The sequence below is a fragment of the Williamsia sp. DF01-3 genome, from assembly GCF_023051145.1.
Lineage (GTDB): Bacteria > Actinomycetota > Actinomycetes > Mycobacteriales > Mycobacteriaceae > Williamsia.
Genome location: NZ_JALKFS010000005.1, coordinates 2,750,710 through 2,768,177, shown reverse-complemented (window position 1 = coordinate 2,768,177; position 17,468 = coordinate 2,750,710). Strand labels below are relative to the sequence as shown.

At 65.4% G+C, this 17,468-nt stretch carries 18 protein-coding genes and 1 pseudogene; 5 read left to right on the top strand and 14 right to left on the bottom strand.

Going from position 1 to position 17,468, the window contains the following annotated elements:
- Window positions 1-33 precede the first annotated feature (33 nt).
- The 5 genes and pseudogenes from MVA47_RS15180 to puuE form a co-directional block, all read right to left on the bottom strand.
- Entirely contained in the window at window positions 34-870 is an 837-nt protein-coding gene (locus MVA47_RS15180; RefSeq protein ID WP_023963927.1) for a GNAT family N-acetyltransferase, read from the bottom strand.
- A 71-nt stretch (window positions 871-941) separates the two neighbouring features.
- Window positions 942-2,117: a flavodoxin-dependent (E)-4-hydroxy-3-methylbut-2-enyl-diphosphate synthase gene (gene ispG, locus MVA47_RS15175; protein ID WP_023963929.1), complete on the bottom strand. Its 1,176-nt coding sequence runs from the start codon at window positions 2,115-2,117 to the stop codon at window positions 942-944.
- Window positions 2,118-2,159: 42 nt separating this feature from the next.
- Window positions 2,160-3,377, bottom strand: a complete 1,218-nt coding sequence (locus MVA47_RS15170; RefSeq protein WP_247208531.1) for an RIP metalloprotease — start codon at window positions 3,375-3,377, stop codon at window positions 2,160-2,162.
- A gap of 29 nt (window positions 3,378-3,406) precedes the next feature.
- A complete protein-coding gene (dxr, locus tag MVA47_RS15165; RefSeq protein ID WP_247208530.1) occupies window positions 3,407-4,573 on the bottom strand; it encodes a 1-deoxy-D-xylulose-5-phosphate reductoisomerase in 1,167 nt (388 codons plus the stop codon).
- Window positions 4,574-4,632: 59 nt separating this feature from the next.
- A pseudogene (gene puuE / locus MVA47_RS15160) lies at window positions 4,633-5,612 on the bottom strand (allantoinase PuuE).
- Between the two features lie 136 nt (window positions 5,613-5,748).
- Between puuE and MVA47_RS15155 the strand changes: the two are divergent.
- Together MVA47_RS15155 and MVA47_RS15150 are read left to right on the top strand one after the other, a co-directional pair.
- On the top strand, window positions 5,749-6,003 hold the full coding sequence (locus MVA47_RS15155; protein WP_247208529.1) for a DUF2631 domain-containing protein: 255 nt from the start codon (window positions 5,749-5,751) through the stop codon (window positions 6,001-6,003).
- The gene (locus MVA47_RS15150; RefSeq protein WP_247208528.1) at window positions 5,985-6,707 is read left to right on the top strand and encodes an ankyrin repeat domain-containing protein; all 723 of its coding nucleotides are present in this window, start codon (window positions 5,985-5,987) and stop codon (window positions 6,705-6,707) included. Before MVA47_RS15155 ends, MVA47_RS15150 begins: the two co-directional genes overlap by 19 nt.
- Window positions 6,708-6,746: 39 nt before the next feature.
- Here the strand turns inward: MVA47_RS15150 and MVA47_RS15145 are convergent, their stop codons facing one another.
- Both MVA47_RS15145 and rlmN read right to left on the bottom strand, forming a co-directional pair.
- Window positions 6,747-7,799, bottom strand: coding sequence for a class I SAM-dependent methyltransferase (locus MVA47_RS15145; protein WP_247208527.1), 1,053 nt, complete (start codon window positions 7,797-7,799; stop codon window positions 6,747-6,749).
- A 150-nt stretch (window positions 7,800-7,949) separates the two neighbouring features.
- Complete coding sequence (rlmN, locus tag MVA47_RS15140) at window positions 7,950-9,059, bottom strand: 23S rRNA (adenine(2503)-C(2))-methyltransferase RlmN (protein WP_247208526.1); 1,110 nt, start codon at window positions 9,057-9,059, stop codon at window positions 7,950-7,952.
- Window positions 9,060-9,167: 108 nt separating this feature from the next.
- Between rlmN and MVA47_RS15135 the strand changes: the two genes are divergently transcribed.
- Window positions 9,168-9,563 carry a lipopolysaccharide assembly LapA domain-containing protein gene (locus MVA47_RS15135; protein ID WP_247208525.1) on the top strand — a complete coding sequence of 132 codons (396 nt, stop codon included), beginning with the start codon at window positions 9,168-9,170 and terminating at the stop codon, window positions 9,561-9,563.
- A gap of 45 nt (window positions 9,564-9,608) precedes the next feature.
- Here the strand turns inward: MVA47_RS15135 and MVA47_RS15130 are convergent, their stop codons facing one another.
- The 5 genes from MVA47_RS15130 to rpsB form a co-directional block, all read right to left on the bottom strand.
- A complete protein-coding gene (locus tag MVA47_RS15130; RefSeq protein ID WP_247208524.1) occupies window positions 9,609-10,520 on the bottom strand; it encodes a phosphatidate cytidylyltransferase in 912 nt (303 codons plus the stop codon).
- Window positions 10,521-10,527: 7 nt separating this feature from the next.
- On the bottom strand, window positions 10,528-11,085 hold the full coding sequence (frr, locus tag MVA47_RS15125) for a ribosome recycling factor (protein ID WP_023963949.1): 558 nt from the start codon (window positions 11,083-11,085) through the stop codon (window positions 10,528-10,530).
- Window positions 11,086-11,160: 75 nt separating this feature from the next.
- Entirely contained in the window at window positions 11,161-11,907 is a 747-nt protein-coding gene (gene pyrH, locus MVA47_RS15120) for a UMP kinase (RefSeq protein ID WP_232232762.1), read from the bottom strand.
- Between the two features lie 132 nt (window positions 11,908-12,039).
- Entirely contained in the window at window positions 12,040-12,864 is an 825-nt protein-coding gene (tsf, locus tag MVA47_RS15115; protein ID WP_247208523.1) for a translation elongation factor Ts, read from the bottom strand.
- Between the two features lie 54 nt (window positions 12,865-12,918).
- On the bottom strand, window positions 12,919-13,758 hold the full coding sequence (gene rpsB, locus MVA47_RS15110) for a 30S ribosomal protein S2 (RefSeq protein WP_030163598.1): 840 nt from the start codon (window positions 13,756-13,758) through the stop codon (window positions 12,919-12,921).
- A gap of 341 nt (window positions 13,759-14,099) precedes the next feature.
- Here rpsB and MVA47_RS15105 point away from each other — a divergent pair, with 341 nt between their 5' ends.
- Complete coding sequence (locus MVA47_RS15105) at window positions 14,100-14,654, top strand: M23 family metallopeptidase (protein ID WP_247208522.1); 555 nt, start codon at window positions 14,100-14,102, stop codon at window positions 14,652-14,654.
- 12 nt (window positions 14,655-14,666) lie between these two features.
- Here MVA47_RS15105 and MVA47_RS15100 read toward each other — a convergent pair whose 3' ends face one another.
- Window positions 14,667-15,602 (bottom strand): tyrosine recombinase XerC, encoded by a 936-nt coding sequence (locus MVA47_RS15100; RefSeq protein WP_247208521.1) that lies wholly within the window; start codon window positions 15,600-15,602, stop codon window positions 14,667-14,669.
- Window positions 15,603-15,688: 86 nt separating this feature from the next.
- Window positions 15,689-16,537: a siderophore-interacting protein gene (locus tag MVA47_RS15095; protein ID WP_247208520.1), complete on the bottom strand. Its 849-nt coding sequence runs from the start codon at window positions 16,535-16,537 to the stop codon at window positions 15,689-15,691.
- Between the two features lie 87 nt (window positions 16,538-16,624).
- Between MVA47_RS15095 and MVA47_RS15090 the strand changes: the two genes are divergently transcribed.
- Window positions 16,625-17,464, top strand: coding sequence for an SDR family oxidoreductase (locus tag MVA47_RS15090; RefSeq protein ID WP_247208519.1), 840 nt, complete (start codon window positions 16,625-16,627; stop codon window positions 17,462-17,464).
- Window positions 17,465-17,468 lie beyond the last annotated feature (4 nt).

The window sequence follows — 17,468 nt, the reverse complement described above, 5'->3', positions numbered from 1 at the left end:
GAGACAGGAGCGATCCCACCCGATTGCGGTCGGTCAGTCCACCAACACGGTCGCGAACGTACCCACCTCGTGCATGCCGACTCTCCGATATGCCTCGCGCGCAGGCGTGTTGAACGAGTTGACGTACAAGCTGGCGGTGCGGCCGGCAGCCACGATGGCTTCGACAACGGCCGCAGTACCCGCAGAACCGAGGCCAGTGCCCCGACGGTGCGGGGCAACCCACACACCTTGGATCTGTCCGACCCGACGCGACATCGCACCGACCTCGGCCTTGAATACCACTTCGCCGCGTTCGAACTTCGCGTATGCACGACCTGCGTTGATCAGGCCTGCGATGCGTCGGCGGTAGGACCGTCCACCGTCTCCCGCGCAGGGGTCGATTCCCACCTCCCCCACGAACATCTCGACTGCGGCAGGCAGGTATGCGTCGATCTCGTCCAGTCGCACCCGTCGCACGAAAGGGTCTGCACGGATCGCAGGTTCGGTGCCCAGAGCCAGAAGCGGCTGGCTGCAACGGATTTCGCGGGCCGGGCCCCAGTGTTCACGGGTGTGTTCCCAGAAGGGCATCACGAGCTCGGCCGGCCCGACGATCGACGAACAGGCCCGCGGATTACGGATGGCCCGCTCGGCGAAGGTGCGCACATCGTCAGCGGTTCCGAGCAGCGGGACGAGATTGGCGCCGGAGAAACACAGCGAGTCGACCGGCTGTCCGTTGCTCCACAGCTCCCCGCCCAGCGCTCGCGGATTGATTCCGTGGTCCTCCACCCGTGCCGCGACCATGCACGACGACACCGGATCCAGGGCGAGAGCCTGGCTGACCGCGTCGAAGTCCCGCTCGCCGAGCGGACGGTCACCCAACAGCTTCAGCACCGCGGCTCCCAGGTTAGTAACGGGCGTACGAGAGCGTACGTCGCCATTCTGCCAGCCCGCTCGGTGCCAGGTCAGCTCACCGTGACAATCGGTGCGCCGGCCCCTGCCGCGTCACCGGATTCACCTGCCGCCTCGGCGATTCGCATCGCTTCTTCGATGAGCGTTTCCACGATCTGAGCTTCGGGAACGGTCTTGATGACCTCACCCTTGACGAAGATCTGACCGCGTCCGTTTCCGGAGGCGACGCCGAGATCGGCCTCGCGTGCTTCTCCCGGCCCGTTCACCACGCAGCCCATGACGGCCACCCGCAGTGGGATCTCCATACCTTCGAGTCCGGCACTCACCTCGTCGGCAAGCTTGTACACGTCGACCTGCGCGCGGCCACAGGACGGGCAGGAGACGATCTCGAGCTTACGAGGGCGCAGGTTGAGCGATTGCAGGATCTGGTTGCCGACCTTGATCTCCTCGACCGGTGGCGCCGACAGCGACACCCGGATCGTGTCGCCGATCCCTTCGGCGAGTAGGGCGCCGAACGCCACGGCCGACTTGATCGTGCCCTGGAAAGCCGGTCCTGCCTCGGTGACACCGAGATGGAGGGGGTAATCACATGCGGCGGCCAGCTGGCGGTAGGCCTCGACCATGATCACCGGGTCGTTGTGCTTGACCGATATCTTGATGTCGCCGAAGCCGTGCTCCTCGAAGAGACTCGCCTCCCACAGCGCTGACTCCACCAGCGCCTCCGGCGTCGCCTTGCCGTACTTCTGGAGCAGCCGCGGGTCGAGTGATCCTGCGTTGACGCCGATACGGATAGGGATCCCGGCATCACCGGCAGCCTTCGCAACCTCCTTGACCCGGCCGTCGAACTCCTTGATGTTGCCCGGGTTGACCCGGACGGCAGCACAGCCGGCGTCGATTGCGGCGAAGATGTACTTGGGCTGGAAGTGGATGTCGGCGATCACGGGGATCTGCGACTTCCTGGCGATGGCCGGCAGCGCCTCGGCATCTTCGGGACGTGGGCACGCCACCCGAACGATGTCACACCCCGACGCGGTCAGTTCGGCGATCTGCTGCAGAGTCGCGTTGATGTCGTGGGTTTTGGTGGTGGTCATCGACTGCACCGACACGGGATGGTCGCTGCCGACGGGCACCGTGCCCACCTGTAGCTGCCGCGTCTTGCGGCGCGGTGCGAGAACCGGCGGCGGTGCGGCGGGCATTCCCAGACCGATCGCGGTTGCATCTGCACTCATCGGGGTCACTTCCTGATCTTCATGTTGGGGAACCAGTCGGCACTAGAAACCAGCGTTGATCGGATTGATGATGTCGGCGGTCAGGGTGAGCGCCATGTATCCGCCCATGATCACCAGCACCACATACGTTGCGGGCATGAGTTTCAAGTAGTCCACAGGCGCACCGGCGGCGAGTCCACGAGAGCGGCGCAGCAAGTCACGCACCTTCTCATAGCCCACTATCGCGATGTGCCCACCATCCAAGGGTAATAGCGGAACCAAATTGAACAGGGCCAAGAAGAAGTTGATACTTGCCAACAAGAAGATGAAGAACCACCAGTAACCCTCATCGGCCGCATCTCCGCCGATGACCGAGGCGCCGTAGACGCTGACGGGGGTGTCGGCGGCTCGCTCCCCTCCGGTCACCGAGGTCCACAGCGCACCCACCTTCGAGGGCAGCGATAGCAGCGAATGCCAGGTCTTCTCCATCAGCTCACCGGTGAACGCCAACGACGCCGGGACGGCGCCCGCGACCGACGGGTGTTCGAACCGGGGAGGGAGATCGTAGGTGATCCCGACCCTGCCAACGGTTTCGGTTCGGGTTCCACCGTTTCCATCCGGCACCGGGACCTGAACGGACTGCGGTGTGACAGCGATCTCGACCTCGCGACCCGCGCGATCCACGATCAACGTGACAGGTTCGGCCGCCTTCTGCAGGATCAGGCTCAAGTCGGAGTAGTCGGTGATCTTCTCACCGTTGGCGGCCACGATCACGTCGCCGGGTTCCAGACCGGCCTGCTGAGCGGGGCCCGCGGGCATGCCCTCGCAGGGTCCGGCGTCTCCATTCGGCAACACGTTGACGCAGGTCACAGCCCCGACCTTGGCCGGCGCGTTTTCGGCGAGGTTGGGCAGCCCCCAGGCGAGCCCCATGATCACGATCAGCACGAACCCCAGGATCAGGTTCTGCACCGGACCGGCGAGCAGCACCACAACCCGTTTCCACGACTTCTGGCGGTACATCGCACGGGGTTCGTCCTTGGGTGCGAGTTCGTCGTGGGTGGTCATGCCTGCGATGTCGCAGAAGCCGCCGAGGGGGATCGCCTTGATCCCGTACTCGGTCTCGCCCCGTCGTGTCGACCAGAGGGTCGGGCCGAAACCGACGAAGTAGCGCCGCACATACATTCCGGTGCGCTGTGCAGCCCACATGTGACCGCACTCGTGCCAGGCGATCGACGCCAGCAACCCGAGTGCAAAGAGCACCACGCCCAGAGCAAACATCATCGGCCGCTACTTACCCTTCTGGAAACCTGCTAACGGTGCACACCGGCGACGAGCAGACGAGCGCGTTCCCGCGCCCAGGCATCGGCCGCCAGGACGTCATCCACCGTACCTGGGTCCTCGGTCCACTGATCCGCAGCTGCAAGCACCTCTTCGATGATCCCGACTATCCGGGGGAACCTGATGGCACCTGCGAAGAACCCGTCGGCAGCTGCTTCATTGGCGGCGTTGAACACCGCCGTCAGCGATCCCCCACGCATTCCGGCGTGACGGGCGAGATCGATGGCCGGGAACACCGCGTTGTCGACCGGTTCGAACGTCCACGTCGCCGCGGACGAGAAGTCGCACGGCGTCGACGCCCCCGCAATGCGGTCCGGCCAGCCCAGGGCGAGGGCGATCGGCAGCCTCATCGACGGAGGAGACGCCTTGGCGACCGTGGCGCCGTCGATGAACGTGACCATGGAATGCACGATCGACTGGCGGTGAACTGTCACGTCGATGCGTTCGTATGGAACCCCGAACAGCAGATGGGCCTCGATCACCTCCAGCGCCTTGTTCACCAGGGTCGCCGAGTTGAGGGTGATCATCGGCCCCATCGACCAGGTCGGGTGTTTGCCGGCTTGCTCTGGGGTCACGTCCTCCAGGGCTGCGGCACCCCAGCCGAAGAACGGCCCGCCGGACGCGGTGAGCACCAGCCGGTCGACCTCGGCAGCCGTACCGGCACGTAGGCATTGCGCTATCGCAGAGTGTTCGCTGTCCACAGGCACGATCTGATCCGGCCCGGCCGCGGCCAGCACCAACGCTCCCCCGGCGACGAGCGACTCCTTGTTGGCCAGCGCCAACCGGGCACCGGATCGCAGCGCCGTCAGCGTCGGCCTGAGTCCGAGCGATCCGACCACGGCGTTGAGCACCACGTCTGCGCCGGTCGCCTCGACCAGGTCGCTCATGGCATCTGGACCCGACAGGACGCCGTTCGTCCCGGTGACGGACTCGACGCGTGCGGCAGCATCAGGATCGGCGACGGCGACCGCCGAGCCGGGGAGCTGCCACTGACTGATCTGCTTCGCGAGCAGGTCGACGTTGCCGCCACCGGCGCCGAGGCCGGCCACGGCGAATCGGTCACGGTTGGCTGAGATCACCTCCAGCGCCTGGGTACCGATCGATCCGGTGCTACCGAGGATGAGAACGCGTGTGGTCACCCACCCAGTGTGATCGATCCCGTACTACCCGCGCGACCACCTCGACGGGCGGCGACCTGTCATCCGCCGGCCCCAGGCGCCGGATGTCGCTCGGCCCAGTGGCGAGCGATGTCGACCCGCCGGGCGATCCACACCTTGTCATGCGACTGCACGTGGTCGAGAAAACGCTCCAAGGCTGCAGTACGAGCGGGGCGGCCCGCCAACCGGCAATGCAACCCGATCGACAACATCTTCGGGGCCCCCGCCTCACCCTCGGCGTAGAGAACGTCGAACGCATCGCGCAGGTGGGCGAAGAACTGGTCGCCTGAGGGGAAGCCCGCCGGTGAGGAGAACTTCATGTCATTGGTGTCGAGGGTGTACGGCACAACAAGATGATCAACGGTGCGGTCTGAGGTACCGGGTCCCCGACCCGGGACGGTCACCTTGTCCCAGTACGGCAGGTCATCGGCATAACTGTCGGAGTCGTACAGGAAACCGCCGTGCTCGACGACCAGCCGACGGGTGTTGGGCGAATCCCGGCCGGTGTACCAGCCGAGCGGCGCGCTTCCGGTCAGTTCCGTGAGGATCTCGACGGCTTCGGCCATGTGGGCACGTTCGATGTCGGGGTCGACCAATTGATAGCTGAGCCAGCGCAAGCCGTGCGAAGCGATCTCGTCGCCCCGTTCGAGAAAAGCAGCGACGGCCTCGGGGTTGCGCGCCATGGCTTGTGCGACGGCGAAGATGGTCAGGGGCAGTTCGCGGCGGTCGAAGACGCGGAGCAGTCGCCACAGGCCGCCCGCGAACCGTACTCGTACAACGACTCCATGCTCATGTGCCGGTTGGGAAATGATTCTGCGCCAACCATTTCCGACAGGAACGTCTCACTCCCGCGGTCGCCCTCGAGGACGTTGTTCTCCGAACCCTCCTCATAGTTGAGGACGAATTGCACGGCGATGTTGGCCTCACCTGGCCACTGCGGTTGCGGTGGGGTCCGGCCGTATCCGACCAGATCACGCGGGTAGTCGGCGCTTGCATGATTTTCCAGCGGCACGGCGTTCATTCTGGCACCGGGTCACCCAAGGCGCAGCGGAGACGGTGCGGGGCGCCCGGCTCGACCAACCCCACGTCGGCCGGGGGCCTGCCACCCACGATATGCTGACGCGGAAGAATCGTCGGTCCAACCATCAGGAGTAGCCGTGGCCAGCACTGAGGTCGAGTACAAGCGCGAGCCCGCGGATGCGCCGTCGGCCCGATTCGGCTGGCACGGCGAAGGTCTCAAGACTTTCAAGATCGCCGCTGTGGTCTCGATCGTGGCGCTGCTGGTCATGATGATCGGAAATCACGAAGGCCACATCGAAGACCTCTTCCTGCTCGGCTTCGCCTTGCTCCTCGCCTTCATCTTGATCCGCGGCGAGATCCTCAGCCGCAGAAAATGGGCGATCAAGAAGTAGGCGCGGTCGCGTCCTCGCCCTCCCGCCTGCGACGGGCACTGTCCGCCACAGCGGGATGCCTGATCCTCCTTTGCGCTGCGTGCACCGCCACGTCCGAGCCCCCTCGCGCCAACAGCACCGAGCCGTCGGCCGCTCGTCCATCGGTCATCTTCACAACGCCCCCGCCGGCACCGCCGAGTTCGACACCCAGCCCCGATCCCGCACTCGAGGTCACCGATGCCGACGGACGCACGCCCTTGATCGCGGCCACCAAGGCTGGTGATGTCGAGACCGCGCGACGGCTGATCCTCGCCGGCGCCGATGTCAACGCCAAGGATCATCTCGACGATTCGGCGTATCTGTACGCGGGCGCCGAAGGCCTCGACGAGATACTCGTCCTCACCCTCGACCACGGCGCAGATGTGCGGTCGCTCAACCGATTCGGGGGCACCGCCCTGATTCCGGCAGCGGAGAAGGGGCACCCGACAACCGTGCAGTTGCTGATCGACGCCGGGGTTCCGCTGGACCACATCAATTACTCCGGCTGGACCGCACTTCTCGAAGCCGTTGTCTACGGGGATGGTTCGGCGCCGTACCAGGACATCGTGGCGCGCCTGCTCAGGGCGGGTGCCAACCCCGATATCCGGGACGCGCAAGGACGAACTGCCCTGGACAATGCACGCAACCTCGGTCAGACCGACATCGTGCGGCTCCTGGGTGGTTGACCGCGGCCGGCGTGGTCCCGCGGCATCACCCGATTGCCGTCATTGGAGCCGGTAGAACCGGAAGATGTCATGCTCGATGTCGAGCACGGAGGCCCCGTCCAGTCCTGCCGACCGGGCGTAGGCATCAAGCGTGGACGTCCGCATGACAGTTCCGGTGGCTGCACTGTCCCCGCCGGACATGCTGTCGGGCAGGCAACACCCGATCGAGAATCCGTACAACAGTTGTTCCACCGGCCCGGCATCAGGGGTGAAGGAATCGGCTGTCCGTTCGTCCATCACGATGATCGGCGCGCCGGGTTTCGCTATTCGACGCATCGTCGCGAGGAACGACACCGGATCCGAGAGGTCGTGTACGCACTCGAAGGCGAAGACCGCATCGTGGCTGTCGGAATCCAGTTCTGACTGAGCATCGGCCACGGTCACCGTGACGCGGTCCGACACACCGTACTCGGCAGCGTTCCGCTGCGCGGCGGCCACCGAGTCCGTGTCGATGTCGTAGCCGTCGACTGTGACGTTCGGATATCCCACAGCAAGAGCGATCGACGACCATCCCTCACCGCATCCCAGGTCGGCGATACGCGCACCCGACGTCAACAACGCATGCAGATCAGGGATCTGCGGTAGGAACTCAGAAGTCAGCTGCCCCATGTACATCGGCCGGTTGGCGTACGACTGCGCCTCGCGGGCATCGGCGCCGAGTTGCTGCCACGACACACCGCCGCCGCTGCGATAGGCCTGCAGCAGTTCCGACATCTGACTCCCCGTGGCGACCGACAACCGTGCCAGCGGGGCGAGGTACGACAGGCTGTCACCGTTCACCAGAACCTCGGAATACTCTGCCGGCAGTGCGAATCGGGTGACCTCGGGCCCGATGTCGGCGATCACGTAACCCGAGACCGCCTGATGCTCGAGCCACTCCCGCGCATAGCGTTCCGCTGTCCCGGATCGCTCCGCCAATTCCGCTGGTGACAGCGGGCCTTCCTTCGCGAGCAGTTCGTACCAGCCGAGCCGGTCACCCAGATACAGCGCCTGGACCTGCTGGGCGCCGAGTAGAGCACCGAACACATGGTCGGCGAATTGGTCCGTGGTCATGGGCGCCTGGGAAGTCATGGTCTCGTCTCATCTGTTCGGGCGTGTGTGACGAGTACAGCATCTGATCGATGTACGGGGGGACACTTGTCCTGCGAATGCCGCACACATGGTGCGTGGCATCAGCCGAGGGCCGTGCCAGGTGAAGGTGCCTCAGCGCTCTTCGGCAGCGAGTTGCCCGCAGGCCGCGGCGATCTCCTGGCCACGGGTGTCGCGAACCGTACACGAAACACCCTGCGCGATCACGCGTCTCACGAACTCGCGCTCGACAGGCTTGGGGCTCGCGTCCCACTTCGAGCCCGGCGTCGGGTTGAGGGGGATCAGATTCACGTGCACCAGGGGTCCGAGTGCCTTGCGCAGCTTCTCGCCGAGCAAGTCGGCACGCCACGGCTGGTCGTTGATGTCGCGGATGAGGGCGTATTCGATTGAGACCCGCCGACCGGTGGAGTCCGCGTAGTAGCGGGCGGCGTCGAGTACCTCGCGCACCGACCACCGGTTGTTCACCGGAACCAGGGTGTCGCGCAGTTCGTCGTCCGGGGTGTGCAGCGACACCGCGAGGGTCACGGTCAGTCCTTCGTCGGCCATCCGCCGGATGGCGGGCGCCAGACCCACGGTCGACACCGTGACCGACCGCTGCGAGATCCCGAGGCCTTCGGGAGCCGGTGACGTGATGCGCCGGACGGCGTCGATGACCCTCTTGTAGTTTGCGAGCGGTTCGCCCATTCCCATGAAGACGACGTTGGAGAGACGCCCGGGGTCGCCGAGTTCCCCGTCACGCATGGACCGGGCGGCGGCGCGCACCTGGTCGACGATCTCTGCGGTGGAGAGATTGCGGTCGAGGCCGCCCTGACCCGTCGCGCAGAACGGGCAGGCCATGCCACAGCCGGCCTGACTAGAGATGCACAGAGTGGTGCGATCGGAATACCGCATCAACACCGACTCGAGAAGCGTGCCGTCATGAAGTCGCCACAGGGTCTTGCGCGTGGTGTTGTCGTCACAGGCGATATGGCGAACCACCGTCATCAGCTGTGGGAACAGAGCCTGACCGACGGTTTCACGCGTGGCCGCAGGCAAGTCCGTCATCTCGGCCGGGTCGGCGTTGAGGCGGGCGTAGTACTGGCGGGCCAATTGATCCGCACGGAACTTGGGCAAGCCCAGTTTTGTCACTGCGGCGACCCGGCCGGCGGCGTCGAGGTCGGCCAGATGCTGCGGCGGCTTGCCCCGTTTGGGCGCGTCGAACACCAGCGGCAGCGGACTTGTCATAACACAAGGGTGACGGACTGGGGCCACAGAAGCCAATTCGGCCCGGTGATGATGCCAATTCGATCACCGTCATTGTCGTTCGGTGCGCGCTGACGCACCATGGAGCACATGACTTACCAACAGCCCGAGGGTTACCCGCAGGAACCCGCGTACGACCCGGCCACCCCCGGCAGCGCGCCTCCCCCGGACTACACCGGCAGCGATGTCCCCGCCGCCGACCACCGCGAGGACGAGCGGCGCAAAGCGCTCGACGACGTGAGGCACACCCGCACTCGCGCAGCCTGGGTCGGGCTCATCATCGGTGTCCTGGTGACCCTCGTGCTGCTCATCTTCATCCTGCAGAACCTCGACAAGCAGCAGGTCGATCTCTTCTTCTGGAGTGTGAACCTGCCGCTCGGCGTGAGCCTGCTCGTCGCGGCGATCCTCGGCGCCGTCATCACCGCGATCATCGGGAGTCTTCGGATGTTGCAGGTTCGCCGGGCGGTGAAGAAGGCCCGGCCCTGAACCCGACGTTCACCGATTGCGGTTGAGACCGCGGTCGGTGAGCGATCAGAGCAGCGCGCCCAGCACGGCCCACACCACGAAGGCCGACGGCAGCACCGAGTCGAGTCGGTCCATGATCCCGCCGTGGCCTGGCAGCAGCGTGCCCATGTCCTTGATACCGAGATCACGCTTGACCTGTGACTCCACGAGATCGCCGAGTGTGGCGCACACGACCAGCACCGGCCCGAGGATCAGTCCGATCCACCAGTGGGAGTCGACGAGGTAGGTGACGGTGAGGACGGCGCCGACGATGCCGAACAGCATGGATCCGGCCATGCCCTCCCAGGACTTCTTCGGGCTGATCGCGGGAACCATCGCGTGCCGGCCGAAGGTGACTCCCGCGACGTACCCGCCGATATCGGAACAGGCGACGACGATCATCAGTGTGAAGACCTTCGCCGCACCGTGCTCTTCGAGCACCATCGAGGCGCCGAAGGCGCCCATCAGCGGTAGCCAGGCGAGCACCAACGTGGTGCCGGCGAGGTCCTGGAGGTAGTTCTGAGGCGCCGCATGCAATCCCTGCGAGAGCAGTTTCCAGATCATCGAGACCAGGACCGTCGCGGCAAAGGCCACCACTGATCCGGTGATCCCCCAAGGCCAGCTCACCCAGATGATCGCCTGTCCTCCCACGAGGATCGGGATCAGCGCCACCTTGATACCGGCGTCTCGGAATCGTTTGGTGACCTCCCAGCTGGCGACCGCGATGGCCACCGCCACGACCGGGAACCAGACCTCGGGGACGAAGGTGAGGATCAGGATCAGCGACACTCCCAGAGCGCCCCCGACCCCGATGGCGGCCGGGAGGTTCCGGCCGGCCCGCGAGGTGGAGCCCTTGGGCTGCGGTCCTGGTGTGTCCTGCGGCCGATCTGTGTCGGTCACCGTCTGCCCTGCTCCCCTGGAACTGCGTGAAGTCGTCATCGGATGACTAGACCTCGAGCAGTTCGCTTTCCTTGTGTTTGACCAATTCGTCGACCTGCGCGACGTACGTCGAGGTGGTCTTGTCCAGATCCTTTTCGGCCCGGGTCACCTCATCCTCACCGGCTTCGCCGTCTTTTTGGATGCGTTTGAGTTCATCGACCGCTTTTCGGCGCACGTTGCGGATGGACACCTTGGCGTCCTCACCCTTGGATTTGACCTGTTTGACCAGTTCACGGCGTCGTTCCTCGGTGAGCTGGGGTATGGCGACCCGGATGATGTTGCCGTCGTTGGTCGGATTGACACCGAGGTCGGAGTTGCGGATCGCTGTTTCGATCAGGCCCAGTGACGACTGCTCGTACGGCTTGATCACCACCATGCGCGGCTCCGGGGTGTTGATGGACGACACCTGTGTGATCGGGGTGGGCGCACCGTAGTAGTCGATGGTGACGCGGTTGAACATCGCCGGGTTCGCCCGACCGGTTCGGACCGAACCCATGTCGTCGCGGGCCACAATGACGGCCTTCTCCATTTTTTCCTCGGCGTCGAGCAGCGCGTCGTCGATCATGGTGTCCTCCGTTGTCGTGTGGTGATGGTGCCGCGGCGGCCCGTCTCCGCGACGACGGGCGGGCCGAGTCGCGGGTCAGGTGCTGACCAGTGTTCCGATCTTCTCACCTGCGACCGCACGGGCGATGTTGCCCTGCTCGAGCAGGTTGAAGACCAGGATGGGCATCTGGTTGTCCATACAGAGACTGAATGCGGTGGCGTCGGCGACCTTGAGGCCCTGTTCGAGCACCTCACGGTGGGTGATCTCGCGGTACAGGGTGGCGTCCGGGTCGATCCTGGGATCGGCGGAGTAGACGCCCTCGACGCCCTTGGCCATGAGAACCACCTCGGCCTTGATCTCGAGGGCGCGTTGCGCAGCGGTGGTGTCCGTGGAGAAGTACGGCATTCCCATGCCGGCTCCGAAGATGACGACACGGCCCTTCTCGAGGTGCCGCTGGGCACGCAGCGGAATGTACGGTTCTGCGACCTGCCCCATCGTGATGGCTGTCTGCACTCGGGTGACGACGCCGCGCTTCTCCAGGAAGTCTTGTAGCGCAAGGCAATTCATAACGGTGCCGAGCATGCCCATGTAGTCGGACCGGGCGCGCTCGAGGCCCCGCTGCTGTAGTTCGGCGCCGCGGAAGAAGTTTCCGCCGCCGATCACCACGGCCACCTGGACACCGGTGTCGACCACCTCGGCGATCTGGTCGGCGACGGTGGACACGACGTCGGGGTCGAGACCGACCTTGCCGCCGCCGAACATCTCGCCGCCCAGCTTCAGGACAACCCGTTTGAACCCGGCGCGTTGAGCTGTGGCGTCGTCGGTCATGTGGCGTTCCTCCATGGAGCGATTGTGGGCGCGGCGGGTTGTTGGTGCCGGCAGTTCCGGGATGCGTCCCGGGTCCGGGCCAATCCTAAACGAGCACAAAGAACCCCGGCGAATCGATTGATTCGCACGGGGTTCTCTCATGAAAACTCAGGCCTGTCCGACCTCGAAACGAGTGAAGGACACAACCTGCGCCCCTGCCTCGTCGAGGACGGCCTTGACCGTCTTCTTGGATTCCTGGACCGACGGCTGGTCGACCAGCACGACGTCCTTGAAGAATCCGTTGAGCCGACCTTCGACGATCTTGGGCAGTGCCTGTTCGGGCTTGCCCTCCTCGCGAGCGGTCTGCTCGGCGATGCGACGCTCGGAAGCCACCACGTCCTCGGGCACCTCGTCGCGCGAGGCGTACTTGGCGCGCAACGCAGCAACCTGCATTGCGGCTCCACGAGCAGCTTCCGCAGCCTCGGGGGTGTCGCCGGTGTACTCCACCAGGACGCCGACGGCAGGCGGCAGATCCGAAGCCCGCTTGTGCAGGTAGGACGCCACATTGCCCTCGTGGTACGAGACCCGGTTCAAGACCAGCTTCTCGCCGATCTTGGCGGAGAGCGCCTGGATCAGCTCGTCGACCGTCTTGTCGCCGACGCTGGTGGCCTTGAGGGCCTCCACGTCCGACGTCTTGGCGGCGACCGCAGCGTCGAGAACCTGAGCGGCCAGCGCCTGGAACTCGTCGTTCTTGGCCACGAAGTCCGTCTCGGAGTTGATCTCGATCATCGCGCCGTCTTTGGCGGCGATCAGACCTTCGGCGGTGGACCGCTCGGCACGCTTGCCGACGTCCTTGGCGCCCTTGATCCGCAGTTCTTCGACGGCCTTGTCGAAATCGCCGTCGTTGTTGGCCAGCGCGTTCTTGCAGTCGAGCATGCCCGCGCCGGTGAGGTCACGGAGCCGCTTGACGTCAGCGGCGGTGTAATTCGCCATGGGTGGGCGAGCCTCCTGTCGATTGTGTCGGGGGTGATGCGAAAGCCGGAGGGATCAGGCCTGCGCGGGGGTTTCGGCCTGCGCCGGGGCAGCTTCCTCGGTGCCTGCGGCCGGTGTGGTCGCCTGGGTGAGCAGTTCCTGCTCCCATTCGGCCAGCGGCTCGGTGGCGCCACCTTCGGGCTTGGCGTCGGCATCGGCACTCTGACCGGCACGAGCCTGCAGGCCCTCGGCAACCGCCGAAGCGACGACGCGGGTGAGGAGTGCGGCGCTGCGGATGGCGTCATCGTTACCCGGGATCGGGTAGTCGACGAGGTCCGGATCGCAGTTCGTGTCGAGGATGGCGATCACCGGGATGTTCAGCTTGCGAGCCTCGGAGACCGCGAGGTGCTCCTTGTTGGTGTCGACAACCCAGATGGCCGAAGGGACCTTCGACATGTCCCGGATACCACCGAGGGTGCGATCCAGCTTGGTCATCTCACGCGTGAGCATGAGGATTTCCTTCTTGGTGCGACCTTCGAAACCGCCGGTCTGCTCCATGGCCTCGAGTTCCTTGAGGCGCTGGAGACGCTTGTGCACGGTGGAGAAGTTGGTGAGCATGCCGCCGAGCCAGCGCTGGTTCACGTAGGGCATGCCCACGCGCAGCGATTCGGAGGCGATGGATTCCTGAGCCTGCTTCTTGGTTCCGACGAAGAGGATGGTGCCACCGTGGGCAACCGTCTCCTTGACGAACTCGTACGCCTTGTCGATGTACGTCAGCGTCTGCTGCAGGTCGATGATGTAGATGCCGTTGCGATCGGTGAAGATGAATCGCTTCATCTTCGGATTCCAACGACGGGTCTGATGCCCGAAATGAGCGCCGCTGTCCAGCAGCTGCTTCATGGTTACGACAGCCATAATTCACTTTCATTGCAGTTCATGCCGGCGCCCGGTTGGTCGTCGGCCCTGGCGCCTGGCACGTGTGGAACCCCCGGTGGAGAACGATCACCGACGAGGACTGCCCACACGCTGTCTCGGCCGGCATGACGCTGACCGACTGCAGACGCGCGAAGTCACTCCCGCCGCAGCGAGAGCGCCACATGAGTCTACGCGCGTGAGGGCCCGACACGAAATCGCTTCCCGTGCCGAAGCGGGCCCGATGTCAAGGCCTCGGCGAGCGTTGTGGACAGAAGAATCTTTCATGCACATCTTCGCAGGTCATCGCGCGATCGGCTGACAGATCCAGCAGGCTCGGATCCATGGCTTTCTGGTGGGCACTGTGCCGCGCGGCAGCGCTGTTGGGCGTGATCGTGGCCGCCGTACCGCTGCTCGCGCTGCAGTCGCAGCCGACAGCACGCGCCGCACCCGCCTCGGCGCCATCGCGTGGGTTCACCTGGCCGCTGCCTCCGACCCCACAAGTGCTACGCACCTTCGAGCCGCCCACGCAGCGCTGGCTGCCCGGCCACCGCGGTGTCGATCTTGCTGCGACGTCAGGCGCCACCGTCTATTCGGCAGGCGACGGGGTGGTGCATTTCGCGGGTCCCGTCGCAGGAAAGCCGGTGGTGTCGATTCGGCACCCGGACGGTTTGTTGACCACGTATGAACCGGTGAAGTCCTCAGTGCGCGCCGGTACGCCGGTGGCCCGCGGCTCGCCGATCGGTGTGCTCGAGCCAGGCCATGAGGGCTGCGCTCGCCCGTGTCTGCATTGGGGCGCGCGTCGCGGAGCCGGAGCGTCGGCGACCTACCTCGATCCGCTGGCCTTGCTCGGTGTTGTGCGGGTGCGTCTGAAGCCCCTCGAGACAGGCGACGCGTGAGGCCGGCGGCCGTCAAGCCCTGGGGTGCGCCTGATCGTGGACCTTACGAAGACGTTCGACACTGACGTGGGTGTACAGCTGCGTTGTCGCAAGGCTCGCGTGGCCCAGCAGTTCCTGCACCACGCGAAGGTCGGCGCCTCCTTCGAGGAGATGGGTCGCCGCACTGTGGCGCAATCCGTGAGGGCCGAGGTCAGGGGTGTCGGGCAGGCTCCTGAGTATCTGGTGGACCACCGTGCGGGCCATCCGCTGATCGAGTCGTCCGCCCTTGGCCCCGACAAGCAACGCGTTGCCCGCCTTGGGTTGCGCCAGCGCCGGCCGCCCAGTCCTCAGCCACGTCTCCAACGCGGCGGCTGCGGGGGCGCCGAACGGCACCGTCCGTTCCTTGTCGCCTTTACCGATGACCCTGACGACGTTGCGTCCCGTGTCGACGTCCCCGATATCGAGGCCGCACAACTCCCCCACCCGAATGCCCGTGGCGTACAACAATTCGACGATCAGTCGGTTCCGCTGGCCGATGGGGTCAGCCGGGTCAGCTGGGTCGGACTGGTTCTGTGAACCGTCGGCAGGCGCCGGTTGCATGGCCGCTTGCGCCTGCTCTGTGCTCAACACCCCCGGAAGGGTGCGATGAGCCCGGGGTGCCTGCAGTCGGGTGCCCGGATCCACGGCGAGGATGCCCTCGCGGGTTGCCCAGGCCGTGAAGCGTTTTGCCGACGAAGCCTGTCGCGCGATGGTGGTGCGGGCTGCTCCCGCCTTGCTGTGTGCCGCGAGCCAGGCACGCAGCTGACCCAGGTCGATTGCCGTCGGTGCGACGCCGCGGGCACCCGCGAAACTGATCAGCGACCGGATGTCACCGAGGTAGGCGCGCACGGTGTGGTCGCTGTGCCCACATTCGAGGCGCAGATAGCTCTCGTACTCGTCGATGATCGCGGCACTCACCGATTCAGCCAAGCGATCTCGGACCTCTACTGCAAGACGCCACACCCGACCGTGCGGCTTTTGTGTCCCGATCGCACCCGTTCGCGGGGATCAACAGGTCAGACTGCGCTGCCGGCGGCCTCTTCCTTCTTCTTGAGTTCCGCTTTCCATTGCCGGAACCCTTCTTCTGTCCGGCCACGACGCCAGTACCCCGAGATGGAAGCGTGCGATGCCGGAACGCCGCGCTCTTTCCTGACATAGGCGCGCAGATTGTGCATGACCGCCTCTGCCTCGCCGTGGATGAACACCTGAACCGTGCCCGGCAGCCAGTCTGCCTGCCTGACGGCCGCGACGATGGGAGCGTTGGCGCCGGCTTTGTCGTCCCCCACCTCATCCGACGAGCCACCCCGGTGCAACCAGGTGATCTCGGCGGTGTCAGGGGCTGCGATGTCGACGTGATCGTCCGGCCCGGCTACCTCGATGAAGGCCTTCACGACCGCGCCATCGGGCATCGATTCCAGGGCTGCGGCGAGCGCGGGCAATCCTGCTTCATCGGAAGCGAGCAGATGCCAGTCGACGTCGGATCTGGGGCGGTATCCACTGCCAGGGCCCAAGAATCGCACCACTTCGCCTGGTTGTGTGGATGCCGCCCATGGCCCCGCGAGTCCCTCGGTGCCGTGTACCACGAAATCGATCGCCACTTCGCGGGCCACCGTGTCGACCCTTCGCACCGTGTACGTCCGCAGGACCGGTTGTTGACCTGGCTCGAACTCCTTCCGGATCCGCTCAAGGTCGAACGGCTCGGGATACCGAACGCCCTCGGGCGGGAACAGGATCTTGACGTACATGTCGGTGTCGTCCACCGGTGTGAACTCTTCGAACCCGGGACCACCGAGATACACCCTCACCATGTGAGGGGTGAGTTGTTCGGTCCGTTGCACCGTCATGGTGTTGAGCTTCTTGGCCACGCGTTGGTTCCTCTCATCGCATTCGAACCCACGGTACCGGAAAGGTAGGTGACCCTAAGTTCGGCGATCCGATATACCGTCGCTGCCATGCCCACCATATTGATCACCGGCGCCTCCCGCGGTATCGGACGCGCGACCACGCAGCGCCTCGCGAATGCGGGCTGGAACGTATTCGCGGGAGTGCGTGACGACGCCGCCGGCGCCGAGTTACGCGCACTGGCCCCCGGACTGATCACACCCGTCGTCCTCGACATCACCGACGCCGACCACGTGGCAGACCTGGACCGCGTGTTGCCTGCCGAGCTGGACGCGGTTGTCAACAATGCCGGCATCGTCGTCGGCGGTCCGGTGGAAGCCGTCTCACCCGAACAGCTTCGACACCAACTCGATGTCAACGTCATCGGTCAGCATGCCGTCACCCGCGCGTTGTTGCCCCGGCTCCGGGCCTCCCGCGGACGAGTGCTGTTCGTGTCGTCGGTCAGCGGCCGGATCGCCACCCCGATGACGGGCGCCTACAACGCGTCGAAGTTCGCTCTCGAAGGCATGGCGGACGCGCTGCGAATGGAAGTGCGGCCCTGGAAGATCCCCGTCGTGCTGATCGAACCAGGCCAAACCGACACCGACATCTGGCGCGACGCCGAATCCACCCTCGAAGACCTGGTGAGTGACATGTCGCGCGAACACCGCGCTCTCTACGCCAAACACATTGCCGGATACCGCAAGTCGATCCCCCTCTCGCAGAAGGTGGCGGTTCCTGCAGACACTGTTGCCGCCACCATAGAATCCGCCTTGACGGCGCGGCGGCCGCGGGCCCGTTACGTCGTCGGTGCCGCGAACAAAGTTCAGGCGACAATGGTGGGCGCTCTACCGACCGCGGTCGCCGATCTGCTCCTACGAACCGTCATCGGCGTTCCCCGGCGGCCCTGAGGTA